Below are 17650 nucleotides of genomic sequence, written 5' to 3'. Positions count from 1 at the left end.
GGCGAAAGGTTTGCAGCCTCGCAGGTATCATCGGGCCTCCATGCTAGAGCAACGTATCCAACAGCATTTCATCGACAGCGCCGATCTGAAGTATCAGGCGGCGCAGGCGTTGAGTCTTCCCATCGCTTCCGCCGTGCAGGCCATGCTGGCCTGCGTCACCAGTGGCGGCAAGGTCCTGGCCTGCGGCTCGGGCCCTTCCGTCACTGACGCGCAGATGTTCGCATCGCTGTGCGTGACGGGGTTCGAGCGCGACCGTCCCGAACTCGCGGCACTCGCGCTGAGCGCGCAAGGAGGGCTGCTTGGCAGCCTGCCGGTGTCGGGCGGCGGCGGCAATGCCCAGCACTATCTGGCCCGCCAGGTGCGTGCGCTGGGCCAGGCGGGCGATCTGCTGCTGGTGCTGTCGGTGACCGGCAACGACCCCTGCGCACTCGAAGCCGTCGAGGCCGCGCACGAGCGCGACATGATGGCGGTGGTGCTCAGCGGCCGTACCGGCGGCACCTTGGCGGCGCGCATGCGCGAGACCGATGTGCTGATCTGCGTGCCGCATGACCGCGCGGCGCGCGTGCGCGAAGTGCATGCCCTGGTGCTGCACTGCCTGTGCGACGGCGTGGATGCCCAGTTGTTAGGTGAACAGGAGATGCCTTTATGAAGTTCAAGATCCGTCGTGCCGTTTGTTCCTCGCTGGCCGTGGTGCTGCTCGGTGGCGCATTGTCGGCTTGCGTTCCGCTGGTGGTCGGTGGCGGCATGGTCGCGGGCACGCTGGTGGCCGTGGACCGGCGCACGGCCGGCACCCAGGTCGAAGACGAAAGCATAGAGGTCAAGGCCGCGAATCGTATCCGCGACACGCTGGGCGACAAGGCGCGCATCAATGTGACCAGCTACAACCGCCAGGTGCTGCTGACCGGCGAAGTGGGCAACGAGACCGACAAGCAGGCGATGACACGCCTGGTCGAATCGGTCGACAACGTGCGCGGCGTGGTCAACGAGGTCGTGGTCGCGCCGTTCACCGCGACGCTGAGCCAGCGTTCGGCCGACACCTTCATCACCGGCAAGGTGCGCGCGAGCCTGCTCGATGCCAAGGATATCCAGGCCTCGGCGATCAAGGTGACGACCGAGAACAAGGTGGTCTATCTGATGGGCATAGTCACGCCGCGCGAAGCCAAGCGCGCGGCCGAAATCGCGCGCGGCGTCAATGACGTGACCAAGGTGGTGCGCGTGTTCGAAGTGGTCTCGGAAGAGGATCTGGCGCGCTACCAGCCCAAGCAGGCACCGGTCACGACCGACAGTTCGCCCACGGTCGCGCCCTGATACTGCGCACTCCATGAAACAGCCGGCCATGCCGGCTGTTTTTGTTTCAGCAGGCGCGGGACACCGACTTGGGCGTGCGGCCATAGTGGCGCTCGAACGCCGCGCTGAAGCTCGACAGGTGGCGGTAGCCGACGCGGTCGGCAACCGTGGACACGCGCAGGCCGGATTCGAGTAGCTGCCAGGCCTTCTTCATGCGGATGTCGGTGAGCATGCGGTGGGGGCTGGTGCCGAACAGTTCGCGAAAGCCCTGCTTGAGCTTGAATTCATTGATGCCGGTCGCGGTGCACAGGTAGGCGATGGTCAGCGCCTGGTCGTATTGCTGCAGCAGGATATCGCGCGCCTGCAGCAAGCGCTGCTGATCGTCCGCGCGCAGCCGGCCCGGGGTGATCTGCGGGAGCGGCTGCAGCGTTCGGGCCTGCGCCGCCAGCAGGCTCAGCGCGGCGATCTGCAGGTCGAGCACGCTGGCGTCGCGGCCGTGCAGATGCACCAGCGCCTGGGCCAGCTGCCGGGTCGCGGCGTCCTGCTGGCCGAAGAACAGGTGGCGGGCGCGGTCGTCGTGCGCAACGCCATCGAGCAGCGGCTCCAGCCGGTAGCGCTGCAGCAGCGATTCATCGGCAATCAGCCGCAGCTGGCGCGTGCGGCGCCGGGCTGGAAAGCGGCGCACGGCGCGCGCGCTGGCAAACGCCGCGACCGTGCTGTGGCCAGCGATGAACTCGAAGCACTGGCCGTCGCTGGCTACGGTGCTCGACGCGCCTTCGAGCGCCACCGTGATGGTCAGGGCGCGGCAGCCGCGGTCTATGGTGCTGGCCTCGAGCAGGTCTTGCTGCGGCAGGTAGTCGGCGTAGGCGAGTGCCAGGCCGTCGTCGAGCCGGCAGATGTCGTTGGTGCAGGGCCCCAGGGTCTGGGGCAGCTGCGAGCGCCACCAGGTGCCCTGTCCCCGGCGCGCCGGGGCTGCGATGTCTGCCGCATCGATGCGGTAAGTCATGGGCGCTTCTCCTGGTTGCTGGGCGTGCTCCGGAATGCCAAACAAAGAATCCGGATCGCCTAAGCAATGAATGATAGCCATTCGCGTCTGAATCTACAGTGAATCCAGGGCGAACAAGCGCCTGTCTTCCTGGAGCCATTGCATGAAATACGAACCCGAGGCGCTGTGTTGCGCCGGCCTGAAGCCCTCTGCACCGGGAGGTGGACAATGAATTTCCATGCCGCGCATGATCTGCAGCCGTTCTGGACCCTGGCCGCGGCACCAATACAGACCCGGGCCCTGGAGCAGGCCCTGACGCTGGGCCTGTTCGAGCGGCTGCGCCAGCCGGCCAGCGCTGCGGCGCTGGCCGCGCAGCTGGAACTCGATCCGGTGGCGACCAGCGTCTGGCTGGACCTGCTGTGGAGCATGGAGCTGCTGTCGCGCCACTGCGCGCTGGACGCGCCCGCCACGCCGCGCTACACGGCTTCGCCGCTGGCGCTGCGGCATTTCACCTCGGCCTCGGCGCAGAACTGCGCCCAGGCCTGGCTCTACCGCGCGCAATTCATGGAGCGCTTTGCGAACCAGTGGGAGACGCTGCTGCATCAGGGCTTCGATCCACGGGGCGCGGCCGCGCCGCAGGGCAGCTGGGCTCAGGCGGCGCGCGTGCAGATAGGGCAGGAGCAGCGCGTCGTGACCGTGCCCGCGGTGCTGGGCCTGATCGACACATTGGCACTGCCAGCGACGGGGCGCCTGCTCGATCTGGGCGGCGGGCCAGGCCATGTAGGCATTGCGCTGGCGCAGCGCCTGCCGCGCTGGCAGGGCGTGCTTTGCGACCAGCCTGAGACTGCCGAGGTGGCGCAGGAGAACATTCTCGCGGCGGGGCTGTCCGGCCGCTTGCAGGCCCTGGGCTGCGACCTGGAGACCGATTCGATAGGCAGCGGCTACGACCTCATCTGGTGCTCGGCGGTGCTGCATTTCATGCGCGATCCGCAGGCACTGGTGCACCAGGCCTGCGCCGCGCTCAGTCCGGGTGGTCTGCTGCTGCTGGCCCATGCCGAGCAGGTCGATGACCCGGAGCTGGCGGCCAGGGTGCTGCCGTTCTACGGCACGCTGGCGGTGCGCGGCAACCATCTGCCGCGCCCTGGCGGCATAGGCCGGATGATGGCCCAAGCCGGCCTGGTCGACATCCAGTCGCTGGGTCGCATCGATTTCCCCATGGCGCCCGTCTGGGTGCATGCGGGAAGGCGGCCTTGAACGCGGCGCTTATTTCAAGCGTTTGATGAGACTGGAGGTGTCCCAGCGGTTGCCGCCCATCTGCTGCACATCGGCGTAGAACTGGTCGACCAGCGCCGTGACCGGAACGCGCGCGCCGTTGCGCCGCGCTTCGTCGAGCACCAGACCCAGGTCCTTGCGCATCCAGTCGACCGCGAAGCCGAAGTCGAACTTGTCGGCGACCATGGTCTTGCCGCGCTGGTCCATCTGCCAGCTTTGCGCCGCGCCCTTGCCTATGACTTCAAGCACCTGGTTCATGTCCAGGCCGGCCTTGCCGCCGAATGCAATCGCTTCGGACAGGCCCTGGATCAGGCCGGCGAGGCAGATCTGGTTGACCATCTTCGCGAGTTGGCCCGAGCCGCTTTCGCCCAGCAGCGTGCAGGCGCGCGAGAACGCCATGGCCACGGGCTGCACGGTGGCGAAGGCCGCGGCGTCGCCGCCGCACATCACCGTGAGCTGGCCGTTCTGGGCGCCGGCCTGGCCGCCCGAGACCGGCGCGTCGATGAACTGCAGGCCCAGCGCCTGGGCCGCGGCGTTGAGTTCGCGCGCGACTTCGGCCGAGGCTGTCGTGTGGTCGACAAAGATTGCGCCAGGCTGCATGCCCGCGAGTGCGCCCTGCGCGCCCAGCACCACCGAGCGCAGGTCGTCGTCATTGCCCACGCAGCAGAACACGATGTCGGCGCCTTGCGCGGCTTCGCGCGGCGTCGCGGCCTGGCGCGGGCCCGCGGTGTCGGCGAACTCGGCGCACCACTGCGCGGCCTTTGCCGGGCTGCGGTTGTAGACCGTGACACTGTGGCCGGCACGAGCGAGGTGGCCGGCCATGGGGTAGCCCATCACACCCAGGCCCAGGAAGGCGACGGAAAGGGCGGCGGTGTTGCTGCAAAGATTAGACATAATTTTTCAATTTTCAGAGAAGAAAAGCCCGAACGTGGGCGAACTGTTTCATGGTGCTTGCACTGTTTGCAGCCTCTGAAACTGGCGTGGACCAGCAGGGGGCAGCGAGGAAGGGCCGCCCCGCACCGAGGCTGCCGTCCCCCTCCACCGAAGGTTGAGAGGGGGAAGCGGGGGACGGCCCCTGCCGCGTTAGCCGCTCAGGGGGTGATTTATACAATCGCGAAATGCTCGGTGCCCGAGGACAGGTCAAGATTGCGCGCGCGCTGGCTGTTGAGCTTGATGTTCAGCCGCAGGTCATTGACCGAGTCGGCATTGCGCAGCGCATCTTCATAGGTGATCTGCTGGGCTTCGAACAGATCGTACAGTGCCTGGTCGAAGGTCTGCATGCCCAGGTCGCGCCCTTTCTTCATGATTTCCTTGATCTCGGCGACTTCGCCCTTGAAGATCAGATCGGAAATCAGCGGCGTGTTGAGCATGACTTCCATGGCCGCGACCCGGCCCTTGCTGTCCTGCTTGGCGATCAGGCGCTGCGACACCATGGCGCGCAGGTTGAGCGACAGGTCCATCAGCAGCTGCTGGCGGCGCTCCTCGGGGAAGAAGTTGACGATGCGGTCCAGCGCCTGGTTGGCGCTGTTGGCGTGCAGCGTGGCCAGGCACAGGTGGCCGGTTTCGGAGAACGCGATCGCATGCTCCATGGTCTCGCGGTCGCGGATTTCCCCCATCAGTATCACGTCGGGTGCCTGGCGCAGCGTGTTCTTCAGCGCGGCTTCCCAGCTTTCGGTGTCCAGGCCCACTTCGCGCTGGGTGACGACGCAGTTCTTGTGCGGGTGCACGAATTCGATCGGGTCCTCGACGGTGATGATGTGGCCGTACGAGTTTTCGTTGCGCCAGTCGACCATGGCCGCCAGCGTCGTCGACTTGCCCGAGCCCGTGGCGCCGACGAGTATGCACAGGCCGCGCTTGCACATCGCGATGTCCTTGAGCACCTGCGGCACGCCCAGCTTGTCTATGGTCGGCACGGTCATCGGAATGGTCCGCATGACCATGCCGATGCGGCCCTGCTGCACGAAAGTGTTGACGCGAAAGCGGCCTATGCCCGCGGGCGAGATCGCGAAGTTGCTTTCCTTGGTGCGCTCGAAGTCGGCAATCTGCTTGTCGCTCATGATGGAGCGCGCGAGCGTGAGCGTGTGCAGCGGCGTCAGCGGCTGGGGCGAGACCTTGGTGATCTTGCCGTCGACCTTGATCGCGGGTGGAAACTCGGCGGTGATGAACAGGTCGCTGCCGTTGCGGTTGACCATGAGTTGCAGCAGATCATTGATGAATTTACTCGCCTGGTCTCGTTCCATGGAATTCTCCGGTGACTGGGGCAGGTCCTGCGCCAGGTAGTGTGTGGCTAGGGCGTCTGCTGGCCCAGGCGGCTGCTGACGGCGCGCAGGCGCACCGAAAGCTTGCGTGCCAGGATTGCGATCAACTGGGCGGCGAGCGCGGGGTCGTGCGCCAGCATGTCGTCCAGGGCTTCGGCGCTGAGCACCGCGAGTTCGCTGTCGACCAGCGTGGTGCAGCTGGAAAAGCGCTGTCCGCTGTCGAGCAGCGACATTTCGCCCAGCAGATCGCCGGGCCCGGTCTGTGCCAGGCGCAGCGTTTCGCCCCAGGGCTGGCGGCGGTTGACGACCAGCTCGCCGCTGAGCACCACCACCATGAAGTTGCCGTATTCGTCCTGCAGGATCACGTCGCGCTGGGCCTTGACGGCGGCGAAGTGCAGATAGCGTTCCATGCGCGCCAACGCATCGGCGCCCAGCGTCGACAGATGGCGGTCATGCGCCCACAGCGCCTGCAGCTGGCGCAGCGCGGGGCGCGCTGGCAGCGGCCGCGCGCCCAGCTCGACCGCGCGGGCTTCCCAGGGAACCAGCGGCTCCTGGTTGCCCTGGTGCCAGACGGTGGTGAAGAATGCCGACTCCGCGTCCTGGCGCGAGATCTCGGGCTCCGGCGCCTGGCGCAGCCGCTGCAGGATGCGTATCACCGCAGGCTCCGGGCGCCGCCGCGGGGGCGGCTGGCGCGGTACGGGCGCAGGAGCAGAGTCATGGCAGCGTGCTCACCCGGGGAAGTTGTCCGGAATCTTGGCTTTGCCGCGCGCTTCCGCCGCAGTGATGATGTTGCGGCGCACCAGGTCGGTGAGGTTCTGGTCCAGCGTCTGCATGCCCACGTTCTGGCTGGTCTGTATCGTCGAGTACATCTGCGCGACCTTGGCCTCGCGTATCAGGTTGCGTATGGCGCTGGTGCCGAGCATGATTTCATGCGCGGCAACGCGGCCCTGGCCGTCCTTGGTCTTGCACAGCGTCTGCGAGATGACGGCCTGCAGCGATTCCGAGAGCATGGCGCGCACCATTTCCTTTTCCTCGGCGGGGAAGACGTCGATGATACGGTCAATGGTCTTGGCGGCGCTCGAGGTGTGCAGCGTGCCGAACACCAGGTGGCCGGTCTCCGCGGCCGTCATCGCCAGGCGAATGGTTTCGAGGTCGCGCATTTCGCCGACCAGGATGGCGTCCGGATCCTCGCGCAGCGCCGAGCGCAGCGCGGCAGAGAACGAATGCGTCATCGGCCCGACTTCACGCTGGTTGATCAGGCATTTCTTCGAGTCGTGGACGAATTCGATCGGGTCCTCGACGGTCAGGATATGGCCGTATTCGGTCTCGTTGAGGTAGTTGACCATGGCCGCCAGCGTGGTCGACTTGCCCGAGCCCGTGGGGCCGGTCACGAGCACCAGGCCGCGCGGCTTGAGCGCGAGCTCGGCGAAGATCTTGGGCGCGTTGAGCTGCTCGAGCGTCAGGATCTTGCTCGGAATGGTACGGAACACCGCGGCCGCGCCGCGCTGCTGGTTGAATGCGTTGACGCGAAACCGCGCCAGGCCTTCGATCTCGAACGAGAAGTCGATCTCCAGCATCTCGTCGTAGACCTTGCGCTGGGCGTCGCTCATGATGTCGTAGATCATCGCGTGCACGGTCTTGTGGTCCAGTGCGTCGACATTGATGCGCCGCACGTCGCCGTGCACCCGGATCATCGGCGGCAGGCCAGCGGAAAGATGCAGGTCGGATGCCTTGTTCTTGACGCTGAACGCCAGCAATTGGGTGATGTCCACGAAAGGCCCTTTGTCGTTTGGTACGCTTGTCGGTGATTATGACAATGATTGGTAACAACCTCCACCAGATCCACGCGCGCCTTGACCAGGCCTGCGTGGACGCCGAACGCGCGCCGGGCAGCGTTGCGCTGCTTGCCGTCTCCAAGACGTTCGGCCCCGACGCGGTGTACGAAGCCGCGCTTGCGGGCCAGCGCGATTTCGGCGAGAACTACATCCAGGAGGCGGTTGAAAAGATCGCCATCCTGCGTGAAATGGCCTGGCCGCCGGGCCATGCGCCGCTGCGCTGGCATTGCATTGGACCGATCCAGAGCAACAAGACGCGGCTGGTTGCCGAGCATTTCGACTGGGCGCAGAGCGTTGACCGGCTGAAGATCGCGCAGCGGCTGTCCGACCAGCGGCCCGAAGGCCTGGCGCCGCTGCAGGTCTGCCTGCAGGTCAACCCCGACGGCGGGGCGGCCAAGTCGGGCGTGCCGCCCGAGGAGGCGCTGGCGCTGGCCCTGGAAATCGCGCTGCTGCCCAACCTGCAGCTGCGCGGGCTGATGGCGATTCCCGAGGAGGGCGCGGACTTCGATGCGCAGTACGCGGTGCACCGCCGCGTGCGCCAGCTGTTCGACAGCATTGCCGCCAGCGGCGCGCCGGGCCTGGCGGCGTTCGACACGCTGTCGCTGGGCATGACCGCCGACCTCGAGGCCGCAGTGCACGCGGGCAGCACCCTGGTGCGCGTGGGCCGCGGCATCTTTGGCAAACGCTGAGATCGGCTTGCCGCGGCGACGCGTGCGCGTCGAATGGACGCGGCGACGTCTTTAACGTCGCGTGGGCCGCTGCATCTGGCAGGCGCTGGGCAGCGTCAGCTGCTCGGCGGGAATCACGGCATCGGTGCGAAAGCCCCACTGCGTGCCTTCCCAGCCCTGGGTCACGCGCTTGCCGTCTACCGGGGCAATGGTGTTGACCACCTGCGCCAGCAGCAGCTGGTGGTCCTGGCCGCGCATGCGCACCTTGCCCACGCTGGTGTCCAGGGCCATGTCTTCCATGGCCAGCGCGAGTTTGAGCGGGTCGGTCGACTGCGACTTCTGCATTGCCGCGGCCAGGAAGCGCACGGTCATGTCGATGCGCGGGGCGAGAAAGTCCTTGCCGGTTTTCGCCTTGTAGGCCTTGGCCTGGGCATCGACGGCAGGCCGATCGGCCTGGCCCGGGTGCCATTCGGCGACCCAGGTCAGCTGGCCCTTGCCGGCCTGGGAGACGGCCAGCACGGTGCCGGGAACGCCGCCCGCGCTGTGGTTGAAGTAGCGGTAGTCAAGGCCGGCGTCGCCCGCGGACTTGAGCAGCAAGGCCATGTCCTGGCCCCAGTTGCCTGTGATGAGGGTGTCGGCGCCGGATGCCTTGATCTTGGCGACATAGGGCGCGAAATCCTTGACGCGGCCTATGGGGTGCAGCGTCTCGCCGACAAACTGGATGTCGGGGCGGGCCGCGCCCACCATGCTGCGGCCATAGGCCGCCCACTGCTTGCCATGCGCGTAGTCCTGGTTGAGCAGGTAGACGTTCTTGATGGCGGGCTGGGTCTTGATGTAGTCGCTGATCGCCTTCATGCGCATCGCGGTGTTGGCATCGAACATGAAGTGCCAGAAATTGCAGGCCTTGCCCGTGAGCTCGGGGTCTATCGACGAATGGTTGAGCACCAGCACTTCCTTGCCCGGATTGCGCTGGTTGTGGCGCGCGGCCGACTGCACCAGGGCCGTCACCACCGAAGAGCCCGAGCCGCCGGTAATGATGGCGCGCGCCCCTTGGTCTATGGCCGCCTGCAGCGCGCTCTGGCTTTCCTGCGCCGACAGCTTGCTGTCGAACTGCAGCAGCTGCAGCTGTGCCTTGCCCGGCAGCCCGCCCTGGGCGTTGATCTCCTCTACCGCAAACTGCACGTGGTTGAGCATCAGCTCGCCGACGTTGACGAAAGGCCCGGACAGCGGATCGATGTAGGCGATCTTGAACGTTTCCTGGGCCTGGGCGCCGGCGGCGCACAGCAGGGCGGCCGCGGCCAGGGGGCGCAGCGAACGGGTGGACATGGCAGGCATGGAAGCAGGTCTCCTGGAAGGTGAAAGCAGATGCCTGGGCGGCCACGCTACTCGAGCGCAATGCCCTGGCTGCGGATCAGCGGGTGCCAGCGCGCGGTTTCCATGCGCACCAGTTCTTCAAAGGCCTGGGGCGTGCTGGCCACGGGCTCCAGGCCCAGATCGGTGTAGCGGGCGCGTATCTCGGGGCGCTGCAGTGCGGCGGCAATGGCCTGCTGCAGCGCGGCCACGGTGTCGGCGGGCGTGGATGCGCGCACGGCGACGCCGATCAGTGCCGAGGCCTGCATTCCCGCCAGTCCCAGCTCCTCGAAGGTGGGAACGTCGGGCAGCAGCGGATGGCGCCGGGTGTCGGCCACGGCCAGCGCGCGCAGCTTGCCCGACTTGAGAAAGCCGCTGGCCGGCGCGTAGTCGCTCATCACGGCCGGAATCTGCCCGGCCACCAGATCGCTGAGCGCGGGCGCGGAGCCGCGGTAAGGCACATGCGTCATGGGCAGGCTGGCCTGCTTCTTGAGCAGTTCCATGGCCAGGTGATGCGGGCTGCCGGCGCCGGCCGAGCCGTAGCTCAGGCGCCCCGGGCCGCGGCGGGCTTCGGCGAGAAACGCCGGGAGATTGCGCGCCTGGCTGCCCGGGCCTACCAGCAGGATCATCGGTGTGCGCGCCAGCAGCGTGACCAGGGTCAGATCGCGCGTCGGCGAATAGCTCAGGTGCTTGTAGAGCGCGGCGTTGAATACCAGCGTGCCGCTGTCGACATTGAGCAGCGTGTGGCCGTCGGCGGGAGCGCGCAGCAGGTCGGCAACCGCGACCGCACCGTTGCTGCCGGGTTTGTTCTCCACGGCCACGGATTGCTGCAGATCTGCGGCCAGCGGCTGGGCGAGGGCGCGCGCCATGAAGTCCGATCCGCCACCTGCAGGGTAGGGCACGACCCAGCGCAGCGGCTTGGCCGGAAAGTCCGCGGCACGGGCCGTGGGCAGGGCGGCCAGCAGACCGGAACAGAACATCAGCGCAAGCGCCATTCGCTTCTTCATGGATTCTCCTTGGAGGGTGGGCCAGCGCGCAGACCGATGACGCGCAGGGCCAGCAGCAGCAGTTCCTGCTCCATGGCTTGGGCGTCGAGGCGGCCGTCGGGACGGTACCAATGGTAGAGAAAACCAGGAAGGCTGCACGCGGCCTGGGCCGTGATGCGCGTTTCGCGGAAGTCGAAATGGCCGCTGGCGCGGCCTTGCTCGAGCAGCGCACACAGCTGCCGGTAGAAGTGGTTGGCGATGCGGCGCGACTGCGCGAGGTACTCGGGCCGGTAGCACTGCGGCTCGCGATAGGGGAAGAAGGCCGCGGGATAGTGCGCGATGGTCGCGCGTATCAACTGCCGCAGGCCGTCCTCGACTTTCTCGTGCGCCGGGCGCAGGTCGCTGGCGGGAAAGTCGAGCACCGTGAAGCAGGCCACCGTGGGGCGCCACGACAGCGCCTCGAAGATTTCCTGCTTGTTGCGAAAGTAGTAGTAGACGAAAGGCTTGGTCACGCCGAGCGCATCGACGATCTGCGCCATGGTGGTGTTGGCGTAGCCCTGGGCATGGAACAGCGCCTGCGCGGCCTGCAGGATGCGCTCGCGCTTGGCGTCGGATTCGGCCGTGGGCCGGCGCTGGCGCCCGCCCGCGGGCAGCAGCGGATCGCGCGCCAGGGAGTTGTCCGGGGCGGCGGCTGGAGGCGGGGCGGTGAGGGGGTGTCGCATGGGTGAAAGCTGGATTGGCTTTGTCATACCCAGCGGTATATATTGAAAAGACACCTGCCGGTATCGCGTCCTATGGCAAACCCTGATGCGGTACTGAGAACCGGTGAATCCAGACACCAAGGAGACAACGCCATGGCCGATTCCGCCGAGCAGCAGCCGCTGCATGAATGCCTGCGCGCCAACGCGCGCCACCACCCCGATGCAACGGCCTACCAGTGGTACGGCCGCTGCGTCACCTGGGCCGAAATCGACGCCGGCAGCGAGGCCTTCGCGGCGCGGCTGCAGGCGCTGGGCGTGGCCAAGGGCGAGCCCGTGGCGCTGTTCATGAACAACTGCCCGCAGTACGTGATGGCGCATTACGGCATTCAGAAAATCGGCGCCATCGTCTGCCCCTGCGGACCGCTCAACAAGGAGCATGAGCTCGAATATCAGCTGGGCGACCTGCAGGCGCGGGTGATCGTCAGCGCGGCCGGGCTGCTGCCCGTGGTCGACAAGGTGCGCGCCACGACGGCGCTGGCCCATGTATTCGTCGTGCATTACGCCGACCTGTTGCCTGAGGTCGCGACGCTGGCATTGCCGGCCGAGCTGGCCCAGCTGCAGGCTGCGCCGCGCGCCGTGCCCGAAGGCTGCGAGGACTTTCTGCAGGTCGCGCTTTCGGGCGCGCAGGCCGCGCCCGTGGACATCGCCATGGACGATGTCGCGCTGATGACCTATACCTCGGGCACTACCGGCCTGCCCAAGGGGGCGATGCTCAGCTACCGCAACGCCTGGTTCAAGACCCAGGCATCGGCGCTGACCAATGGCATCGATCGCAGCGCCGTGCTGCTGGCGATCGCGCCGCTGTACCACATCGCGGGCATGCTGATGGGCGTGAACCTGCCGGTGCTCACGGGCGCGCCCACGGTGCTGCTGTTTCGCTTCGACGCGCTGGCCACGGCCCAGGCGATAGAGCGCTACCGCGTGAGCTGGTGGTACAGCATCGCGCCCATGAACGTCGCGCTGCTGCAGCTGCCGGGCGTGCGCGAGATGGATCTGTCATCGCTCAAGCGCAATGCCGTCACCAGTTTCGGCATCACGTTCACCGAGGCACTGGCAGCGCAGTGGCGCACGCTCGCGCCCGACTGCATTGCCTGCGAGGCCGCCTACGGCCTGAGCGAAACGCATACCGTCGACAGCACCATGCCCGCGGACGCAATCCGCTGGGGCACGCATGGCAAGCCCGTGCCGGGCAACGAGATCCGCATCATCGACAGCCTCACGGGCGAGGCCTTGCCGGCCGGCGAAGTGGGCGAGATCACCATCCGCGGACCGGGCAATTTCCTCGGTTACTGGAACAAGCCCGAAGCCACGGCGCAGACATTGCGCGGCGGCTGGGTGCACACCGGCGACATGGGCCGCATAGACGCCGACGGTTACCTGACTTTCATGGGCCGCTTCAAGGAAATGATCAAGGTCTCGGGCTACAGCGTGTTTCCCGAGGAAGTCGAGACGATTCTGATTCGCCACCCGGCAATTGCCCAGGCGGCCGTGATAGGCGTGCCCGATGCCGAGAAGGGCGAGGTGGTGCGCGCCTTCGTCGTCGCCAAGCCGGGCCAGGCGCTGGACGCGGCCGAGCTGGTGCAATGGGCGCGCGACAACATGGCGCCCTACAAGGCGCCGCGTGAAGTGCGCATCATCGCCGCGCTGCCGGCCACGGGCGCGGGCAAGGTGCTGCGCCGGCTGCTCAAGGACCTTGCCTGAACGGATGCCCGCCATGTTCCACAAAGTACTGATCGCCAACCGCGGCGAAATTGCGCTGCGCATCGTGCGTGCGCTGCGCGACCTGGGCATTGCCAGCGTCGCCGTGCATGCCGCCGACGACACCGACGCGCCCCATGTGCACGCCGCCGACCAGGCCCGGGCGCTGCCGGCCACGGGGCCTGCGGCCTACCTCGACGGCGCGCGGCTGCTGGCGATCGCGCGCGAACTGGGCTGCGACGCCGTCCACCCCGGCTATGGCTTTCTGAGCGAGCGCGCCGATTTCGCCCAGGCCTGCGCCGCTGCCGGACTGCGCTTCATCGGCCCCACGCCCGCGCAGCTGGCGCTGTTCGGCGACAAGGCCCAGGCGCGCGCGCTGGCCCGGCGCTGCGGCGTGCCGTTGATGCCCGGCAGCCAGGGCGCGGTGACGCTGGAGCAGGCCCAGGCGTTTTTCGCGGCGCAAAGCGGCGCCGGCGTGATGATCAAGGCGCTGGGGGGCGGCGGCGGGCGCGGCATGCGCGCCGTGCGCAGCGCCGAGGAATTGCCCGCGGCCTATGCGCGCTGCCGCAGCGAAGCGCTGGCCGCGTTTGGTGTTGACGGCGTCTATGCCGAGCGGCTGATGCGCAACGCGCGCCACATCGAGCTGCAGTTGCTGGGCGACGGCCGGCAGGTGATGAGCCTGGGCGAGCGCGAGTGCACGCTGCAGCGGCGCTTCCAGAAACTCGTCGAGATCGCGCCCAGCCCCTCGCTCACGCCCGCCTTGCGCGCCGCGCTCATGCAGGCCGCGCTGCGCATGGCCGGCGAAGTGGCTTACGAGGGTCTGGGAACGTTTGAGTTTCTCGTCGACATGGCGTCCAGCGAGCTGCCGTTCGTGTTCATTGAAACCAATCCGCGGCTGCAGGTCGAGCACACGGTGACCGAGGAAGTCACGGGCCTGGACCTGGTGCAGACGCAGATCCTGCTGGCCGCGGGCCAGAGCCTGGCGCAGCTGGGGCTGGATCCCGCGGCGCCGCCGGCGGTCCTGGGCCATGCGGTGCAATGGCGCATCAACGCCGAAACGCTCACCGCGTCGGGCGAGGCCAGGCCCGGCCATGGCCGGCTCGCGCGCTTCGAACTGCCCGCGGGTCCGGGCGTGCGTGTCGACACGCATGGCGTGGCCGGCACCGCGCCTTCGCCGCATTACGACACGCTGCTCGCCAAGCTGATCGTCAGCACCCGCGGCGGTGGCTGGGAGCAGGTGCTGCGGCGCTCGCAGCGCGCGCTGGCCGAATGCCGTATCGAAGGCCTGGCCAGCAATCTCGATCTGCTGGCCGCGCTAGCCGCCAGGCCCGAAATGGCGAGCCAGGCCGTGCACACGCGCTGGCTCGAAGAAGTGTTGCCCGAGCTGCTGGTCCAGGCCGATGCGCAGGCCTCGGCGCGCGCCGCGGCGCGGCCCGCCCAGCCGCCAGACCTGCCAGCCGCGCCGGCGCTGGCGCCCGCGGCCCTGGGCACGGTCTGCGCGCCCATGCCTTCGCGGCTGGTGCAGTTCAGCGTGGCGGTGGGCGACGAAGTGGCCGCAGGCGCCGAGCTGGCGGTGCTCGAGGCCATGAAGATGGAGCATGTGCTGCAGGCACCGCATGCGGGCCGCGTGACGGCCCTGCCGTTGCAGGTCGGTGACTACCTGGCCGAAGGTGAATGCGTGCTGGTGCTCGAGCCGCTGTCGGCCGCCGCCGAGCTGCAGGCCGAGGTCGGCGCGATGGCCGACCCCGATGCCATACGCGCCGATCTGCAGCGCCTGCGCGAGCGCCAGGCGCTGACGCTGGACGCGGCCCGGCCGCTGGCCATGGACAAGCGCCACGCGCAGGGCGGGCGCTCGGCGCGCGAGAACATTGCCGATCTCTGCGACGAAGACAGCTTTCTCGAATATGGCGCGCTGGCGATCGCGGCGCAGACGCGCCGGCGCAGCCTGGACGACCTGATCGCCAACACGCCGGCCGACGGCATGGTCACGGGCGTGGGCAGCATCAACGCCGCGCTGTTCGGCGCCGAGCGCGCGCGCGCCGTGGTCATGGCCTATGACGCGACGGTTCTCGCCGGCACCCAGGGCGCGCGCAACCATGCGAAGACCGACCGCATGCTGGGCGTGGCGCTGGCGCAGAAGCTGCCCGTGGTGCTGTTTGCCGAAGGCGGCGGCGGGCGCCCGGGCGACACCGACATGCCCGTGGTCGCGGGCCTGCATGTGCACACCTTTGCGGCCTATGCGGCGCTGTCGGGCCAGGTGCCGGTGGTGGGCATCACGGCCGGGCGCTGCTTTGCCGGCAATGCGGCGCTGCTGGGCTGCAGCGACGTGATCATTGCCACGCGCGCCAGCAACATCGGCATGGGCGGGCCGGCAATGATAGAAGGCGGCGGCCTGGGCGTGTTCCGCCCCGAGCAGATCGGGCCCAGCAGCGTGCAGCATGCGAACGGCGTGATCGACATACTGGTCGAGGATGAAGCCCAAGCCGTCGCCGCCGCGCGCCACTACCTGTCGTTCTTCCAGGGCCGGCTCGCGCAGTGGGCCGCGCCCGACAGCCGCGCGCTGCGCCAGGTGGTGCCCGAGAACCGGCTGCGCGTCTACGACACGCGCGCTGCGCTGCGCGGTCTGGTCGATGAAGGCAGCCTGCTGCTGCTGCGCACCGGCTTTGGCGTCGGAATCCATACCGCGCTGGCGCGCATCGAAGGCCGGCCCGTGGGCCTGCTGGCCAGCAATCCGCTGCACCTGGGCGGGGCCATCGACGCCGACGCCGCCGACAAGGCCGCGCGCTTCATGCAGCTGTGCAATGCGCATGGCATTGCACTGGTGAGCCTGGTCGATACGCCGGGCTTCATGGTCGGCCCCGAAGTCGAGCAGACGGCGCAGGTGCGCCATGTGAGCCGGCTGTTTGTTGCCGCGGCGAATCTGCGCGTGCCGTTCTTCAGCGTGGTGCTGCGCAAGGGCTACGGCCTGGGCGCGATGGGCATGACGGCCGGCAGCTTTCACGCGCCGCTGTTCAACGTCGCCTGGCCCACGGGCGAGTTCGGCGCCATGGGCCTTGAAGGCGCGGTGCGGCTGGGCTATCGCAAGGAGCTCGAGGCGCTGGCCGAAGGCGCCGAGCGCGATGCCTTGTTCGCGCAGCTGCTGGCCCAGCAATACGCGCATGGCGAAGCCATGCACATGGCCAGCACGCTGGAAATCGATGCCGTGATCGACCCCGCCGACACGCGCGCCTGGTTGGTGCGCGGGCTGGCCGCAGCGCGCGTGGCGCCGGCGCGCGGGCCCTTTGTCGATACCTGGTGACTACTGCGGCGTGAGCGTCAGCAGCGCCGCGCTGTGCGCACCCATGGCCAGCAGCAGCTGGCCGTCGGCGTCGGCTTCCAGGATTTCGCCATAGGCCGTGCCCACGGGCCGGCCGTCGCGGCTGCCGTCGAAGGTCTGGCCCGCAAGGCGCAGCGGATCGGCGCTGTCCAGGCGCGTGACCACGGCCTCGCGCAGGCCCGGCGGCAGCTGCACGGCGACCGTGCCCGACGTGCTGGCCTCGTGGTTGATCAGCGCGACGCGCAGCGTCTGGCTGCGCGCGTCGCGCACCGCCCAGGCCTTGATCTGCGCGCTGTTGTCGAGCTGCACCGGCAGCCACTGGCCTTGCGCGCCCGCGAAATGCGCGAAGAACAGCATGCCGTAATAGCGCGCTGCCACTGTTTGCGGCGTGGCCGCGGCGTCGGTGATGCCGCCCTGCAGAGTCACGCCGGCAGCGCCCCACTGTGCGTACTGCAGCAAGGTGTCGACGGTGGCGAGCGCGGTGTCCGTACCCAGGGCCAGCGTGCAGCGCAGGCCGGGTGCGGGCGCAGGCACACGTGCCAGCTGGTCAGCGCCGGGGCAGTCGGCCGCGGCGCGCGCGGTCTCCAGCGTCACCGTGCCTGGCGGCAGGCCTGCGAGCAGCTTGCGCGCCGGCGCGATGCGGCCGTCGGCCGGACGTATCGACAGCGGCCCGCCGCCATAGTTCTGCAGATTGCGCAGCAGTTGGCCCTCGCGCGCGGCCAGCGGGCCTGCGGTCGGCAGCACCACGCCCAGAAAGCCCGGGGCAATGCGGGCGCCCGCGGGCTGGACGGCGACGCGCAACCGGGCCAGCGGGGGCTCGGCCGGCGTCACTTCGACGGTCACGCTGGCGCTGATCGGCGCGCCGCTGGGCGCGGGACCGCTGAGCGTATAGGTGGTGGTCCGGGCCGGGCGCACCAGCACGGCGCCGGGCGGCGTGGCCGTGAGGCCGCTCATGCGCAGGCTGTTGCCCAGCGGCGCATCCCACGACAGGCGCGCGCTCTGGCCGGCTTCGATGCGCGGCGGCTGGGCCGTGAGCGCGGGTGTGGTGTAGACGGGCGGCTGGGGCAGTTGCTGGCAGCCGCCGAGCAACGCCGCGGCGGCCAGCGTCCAGACCAGGCCTTGGCGGGTGATGGAGGGCAGCGGCGCAGGGGCCGCGGTCTGGAAGAGGGTGTTCGACATGGTCTATCCGTTGGTCCGGTCGCCGTGGGCCGGGGGGGGCCGCACGGCGCGGGGC

General features: G+C 68.5%; 15 protein-coding genes. 6 read left to right on the top strand and 9 right to left on the bottom strand.

Annotation, left to right across the window (positions count from 1 at the left end):
- Positions 1-40 precede the first annotated feature (40 nt).
- The gene (locus tag ACSVDO_RS19565) at positions 41-649 is read left to right on the top strand and encodes an SIS domain-containing protein (protein WP_332540015.1); all 609 of its coding nucleotides are present in this window, start codon (positions 41-43) and stop codon (positions 647-649) included.
- Positions 646-1308 (top strand): BON domain-containing protein, encoded by a 663-nt coding sequence (locus ACSVDO_RS19560; protein WP_332540017.1) that lies wholly within the window; start codon positions 646-648, stop codon positions 1306-1308. Before ACSVDO_RS19565 ends, ACSVDO_RS19560 begins: the two co-directional genes overlap by 4 nt.
- Before the next feature lie 46 nt (positions 1309-1354).
- Here the strand turns inward: ACSVDO_RS19560 and ACSVDO_RS19555 are convergent, their stop codons facing one another.
- Positions 1355-2293, bottom strand: coding sequence for a helix-turn-helix transcriptional regulator (locus ACSVDO_RS19555; protein WP_489594164.1), 939 nt, complete (start codon positions 2291-2293; stop codon positions 1355-1357).
- Positions 2294-2500: 207 nt separating this feature from the next.
- On the opposite strand from ACSVDO_RS19555, the gene ACSVDO_RS19550 reads away from it, so the two are divergent.
- On the top strand, positions 2501-3526 hold the full coding sequence (locus tag ACSVDO_RS19550) for a class I SAM-dependent methyltransferase (RefSeq protein WP_489594163.1): 1026 nt from the start codon (positions 2501-2503) through the stop codon (positions 3524-3526).
- Positions 3527-3535: 9 nt separating this feature from the next.
- On the opposite strand, the gene ACSVDO_RS19545 is transcribed toward ACSVDO_RS19550, so the two are convergent.
- From ACSVDO_RS19545 to ACSVDO_RS19530, 4 genes are all read right to left on the bottom strand, one after another.
- Entirely contained in the window at positions 3536-4438 is a 903-nt protein-coding gene (locus tag ACSVDO_RS19545; protein ID WP_489594161.1) for an NAD(P)-dependent oxidoreductase, read from the bottom strand.
- 209 nt (positions 4439-4647) lie between these two features.
- On the bottom strand, positions 4648-5784 hold the full coding sequence (locus ACSVDO_RS19540; RefSeq protein ID WP_489594160.1) for a PilT/PilU family type 4a pilus ATPase: 1137 nt from the start codon (positions 5782-5784) through the stop codon (positions 4648-4650).
- A 47-nt stretch (positions 5785-5831) separates the two neighbouring features.
- Positions 5832-6458 (bottom strand): Crp/Fnr family transcriptional regulator, encoded by a 627-nt coding sequence (locus tag ACSVDO_RS19535; protein ID WP_442881436.1) that lies wholly within the window; start codon positions 6456-6458, stop codon positions 5832-5834.
- Between the two features lie 72 nt (positions 6459-6530).
- Positions 6531-7574, bottom strand: a complete 1044-nt coding sequence (locus tag ACSVDO_RS19530; RefSeq protein ID WP_332534701.1) for a type IV pilus twitching motility protein PilT — start codon at positions 7572-7574, stop codon at positions 6531-6533.
- Positions 7575-7612: 38 nt separating this feature from the next.
- On the opposite strand from ACSVDO_RS19530, the gene ACSVDO_RS19525 reads away from it, so the two are divergent.
- On the top strand, positions 7613-8326 hold the full coding sequence (locus tag ACSVDO_RS19525; RefSeq protein ID WP_489594157.1) for a YggS family pyridoxal phosphate-dependent enzyme: 714 nt from the start codon (positions 7613-7615) through the stop codon (positions 8324-8326).
- A 51-nt stretch (positions 8327-8377) separates the two neighbouring features.
- Here ACSVDO_RS19525 and ACSVDO_RS19520 read toward each other — a convergent pair whose 3' ends face one another.
- The 3 genes from ACSVDO_RS19520 to ACSVDO_RS19510 are packed head-to-tail and all read right to left on the bottom strand — an operon-like array spanning position 8378 to position 11363.
- Positions 8378-9631 carry a branched-chain amino acid ABC transporter substrate-binding protein gene (locus ACSVDO_RS19520; RefSeq protein WP_332534704.1) on the bottom strand — a complete coding sequence of 418 codons (1254 nt, stop codon included), beginning with the start codon at positions 9629-9631 and terminating at the stop codon, positions 8378-8380.
- Between the two features lie 56 nt (positions 9632-9687).
- On the bottom strand, positions 9688-10662 hold the full coding sequence (locus tag ACSVDO_RS19515) for a Bug family tripartite tricarboxylate transporter substrate binding protein (RefSeq protein WP_489594155.1): 975 nt from the start codon (positions 10660-10662) through the stop codon (positions 9688-9690).
- Positions 10659-11363 (bottom strand): TetR/AcrR family transcriptional regulator, encoded by a 705-nt coding sequence (locus ACSVDO_RS19510; RefSeq protein WP_442881437.1) that lies wholly within the window; start codon positions 11361-11363, stop codon positions 10659-10661. Before ACSVDO_RS19510 ends, ACSVDO_RS19515 begins: the two co-directional genes overlap by 4 nt.
- A 132-nt stretch (positions 11364-11495) precedes the next feature.
- On the opposite strand from ACSVDO_RS19510, the gene ACSVDO_RS19505 reads away from it, so the two are divergent.
- Both ACSVDO_RS19505 and ACSVDO_RS19500 read left to right on the top strand, forming a co-directional pair.
- Positions 11496-13103 carry an AMP-binding protein gene (locus ACSVDO_RS19505; RefSeq protein ID WP_489594153.1) on the top strand — a complete coding sequence of 536 codons (1608 nt, stop codon included), beginning with the start codon at positions 11496-11498 and terminating at the stop codon, positions 13101-13103.
- 13 nt (positions 13104-13116) lie between these two features.
- On the top strand, positions 13117-16398 hold the full coding sequence (locus tag ACSVDO_RS19500) for an acetyl-CoA carboxylase family protein (protein WP_489594151.1): 3282 nt from the start codon (positions 13117-13119) through the stop codon (positions 16396-16398).
- Here the strand turns inward: ACSVDO_RS19500 and ACSVDO_RS19495 are convergent, their stop codons facing one another.
- On the bottom strand, positions 16399-17595 hold the full coding sequence (locus ACSVDO_RS19495) for a glycosyl hydrolase family 79 C-terminal domain-containing protein (RefSeq protein WP_332549582.1): 1197 nt from the start codon (positions 17593-17595) through the stop codon (positions 16399-16401). It abuts the gene before it with no gap.
- Positions 17596-17650 lie beyond the last annotated feature (55 nt).

The sequence above is a fragment of the Comamonas sp. DB36 genome (assembly GCF_057914905.1).
The sequence above is the reverse complement of the archived record's forward strand: the minus strand, read 5'-3'. Positions and strand labels throughout refer to the sequence as shown.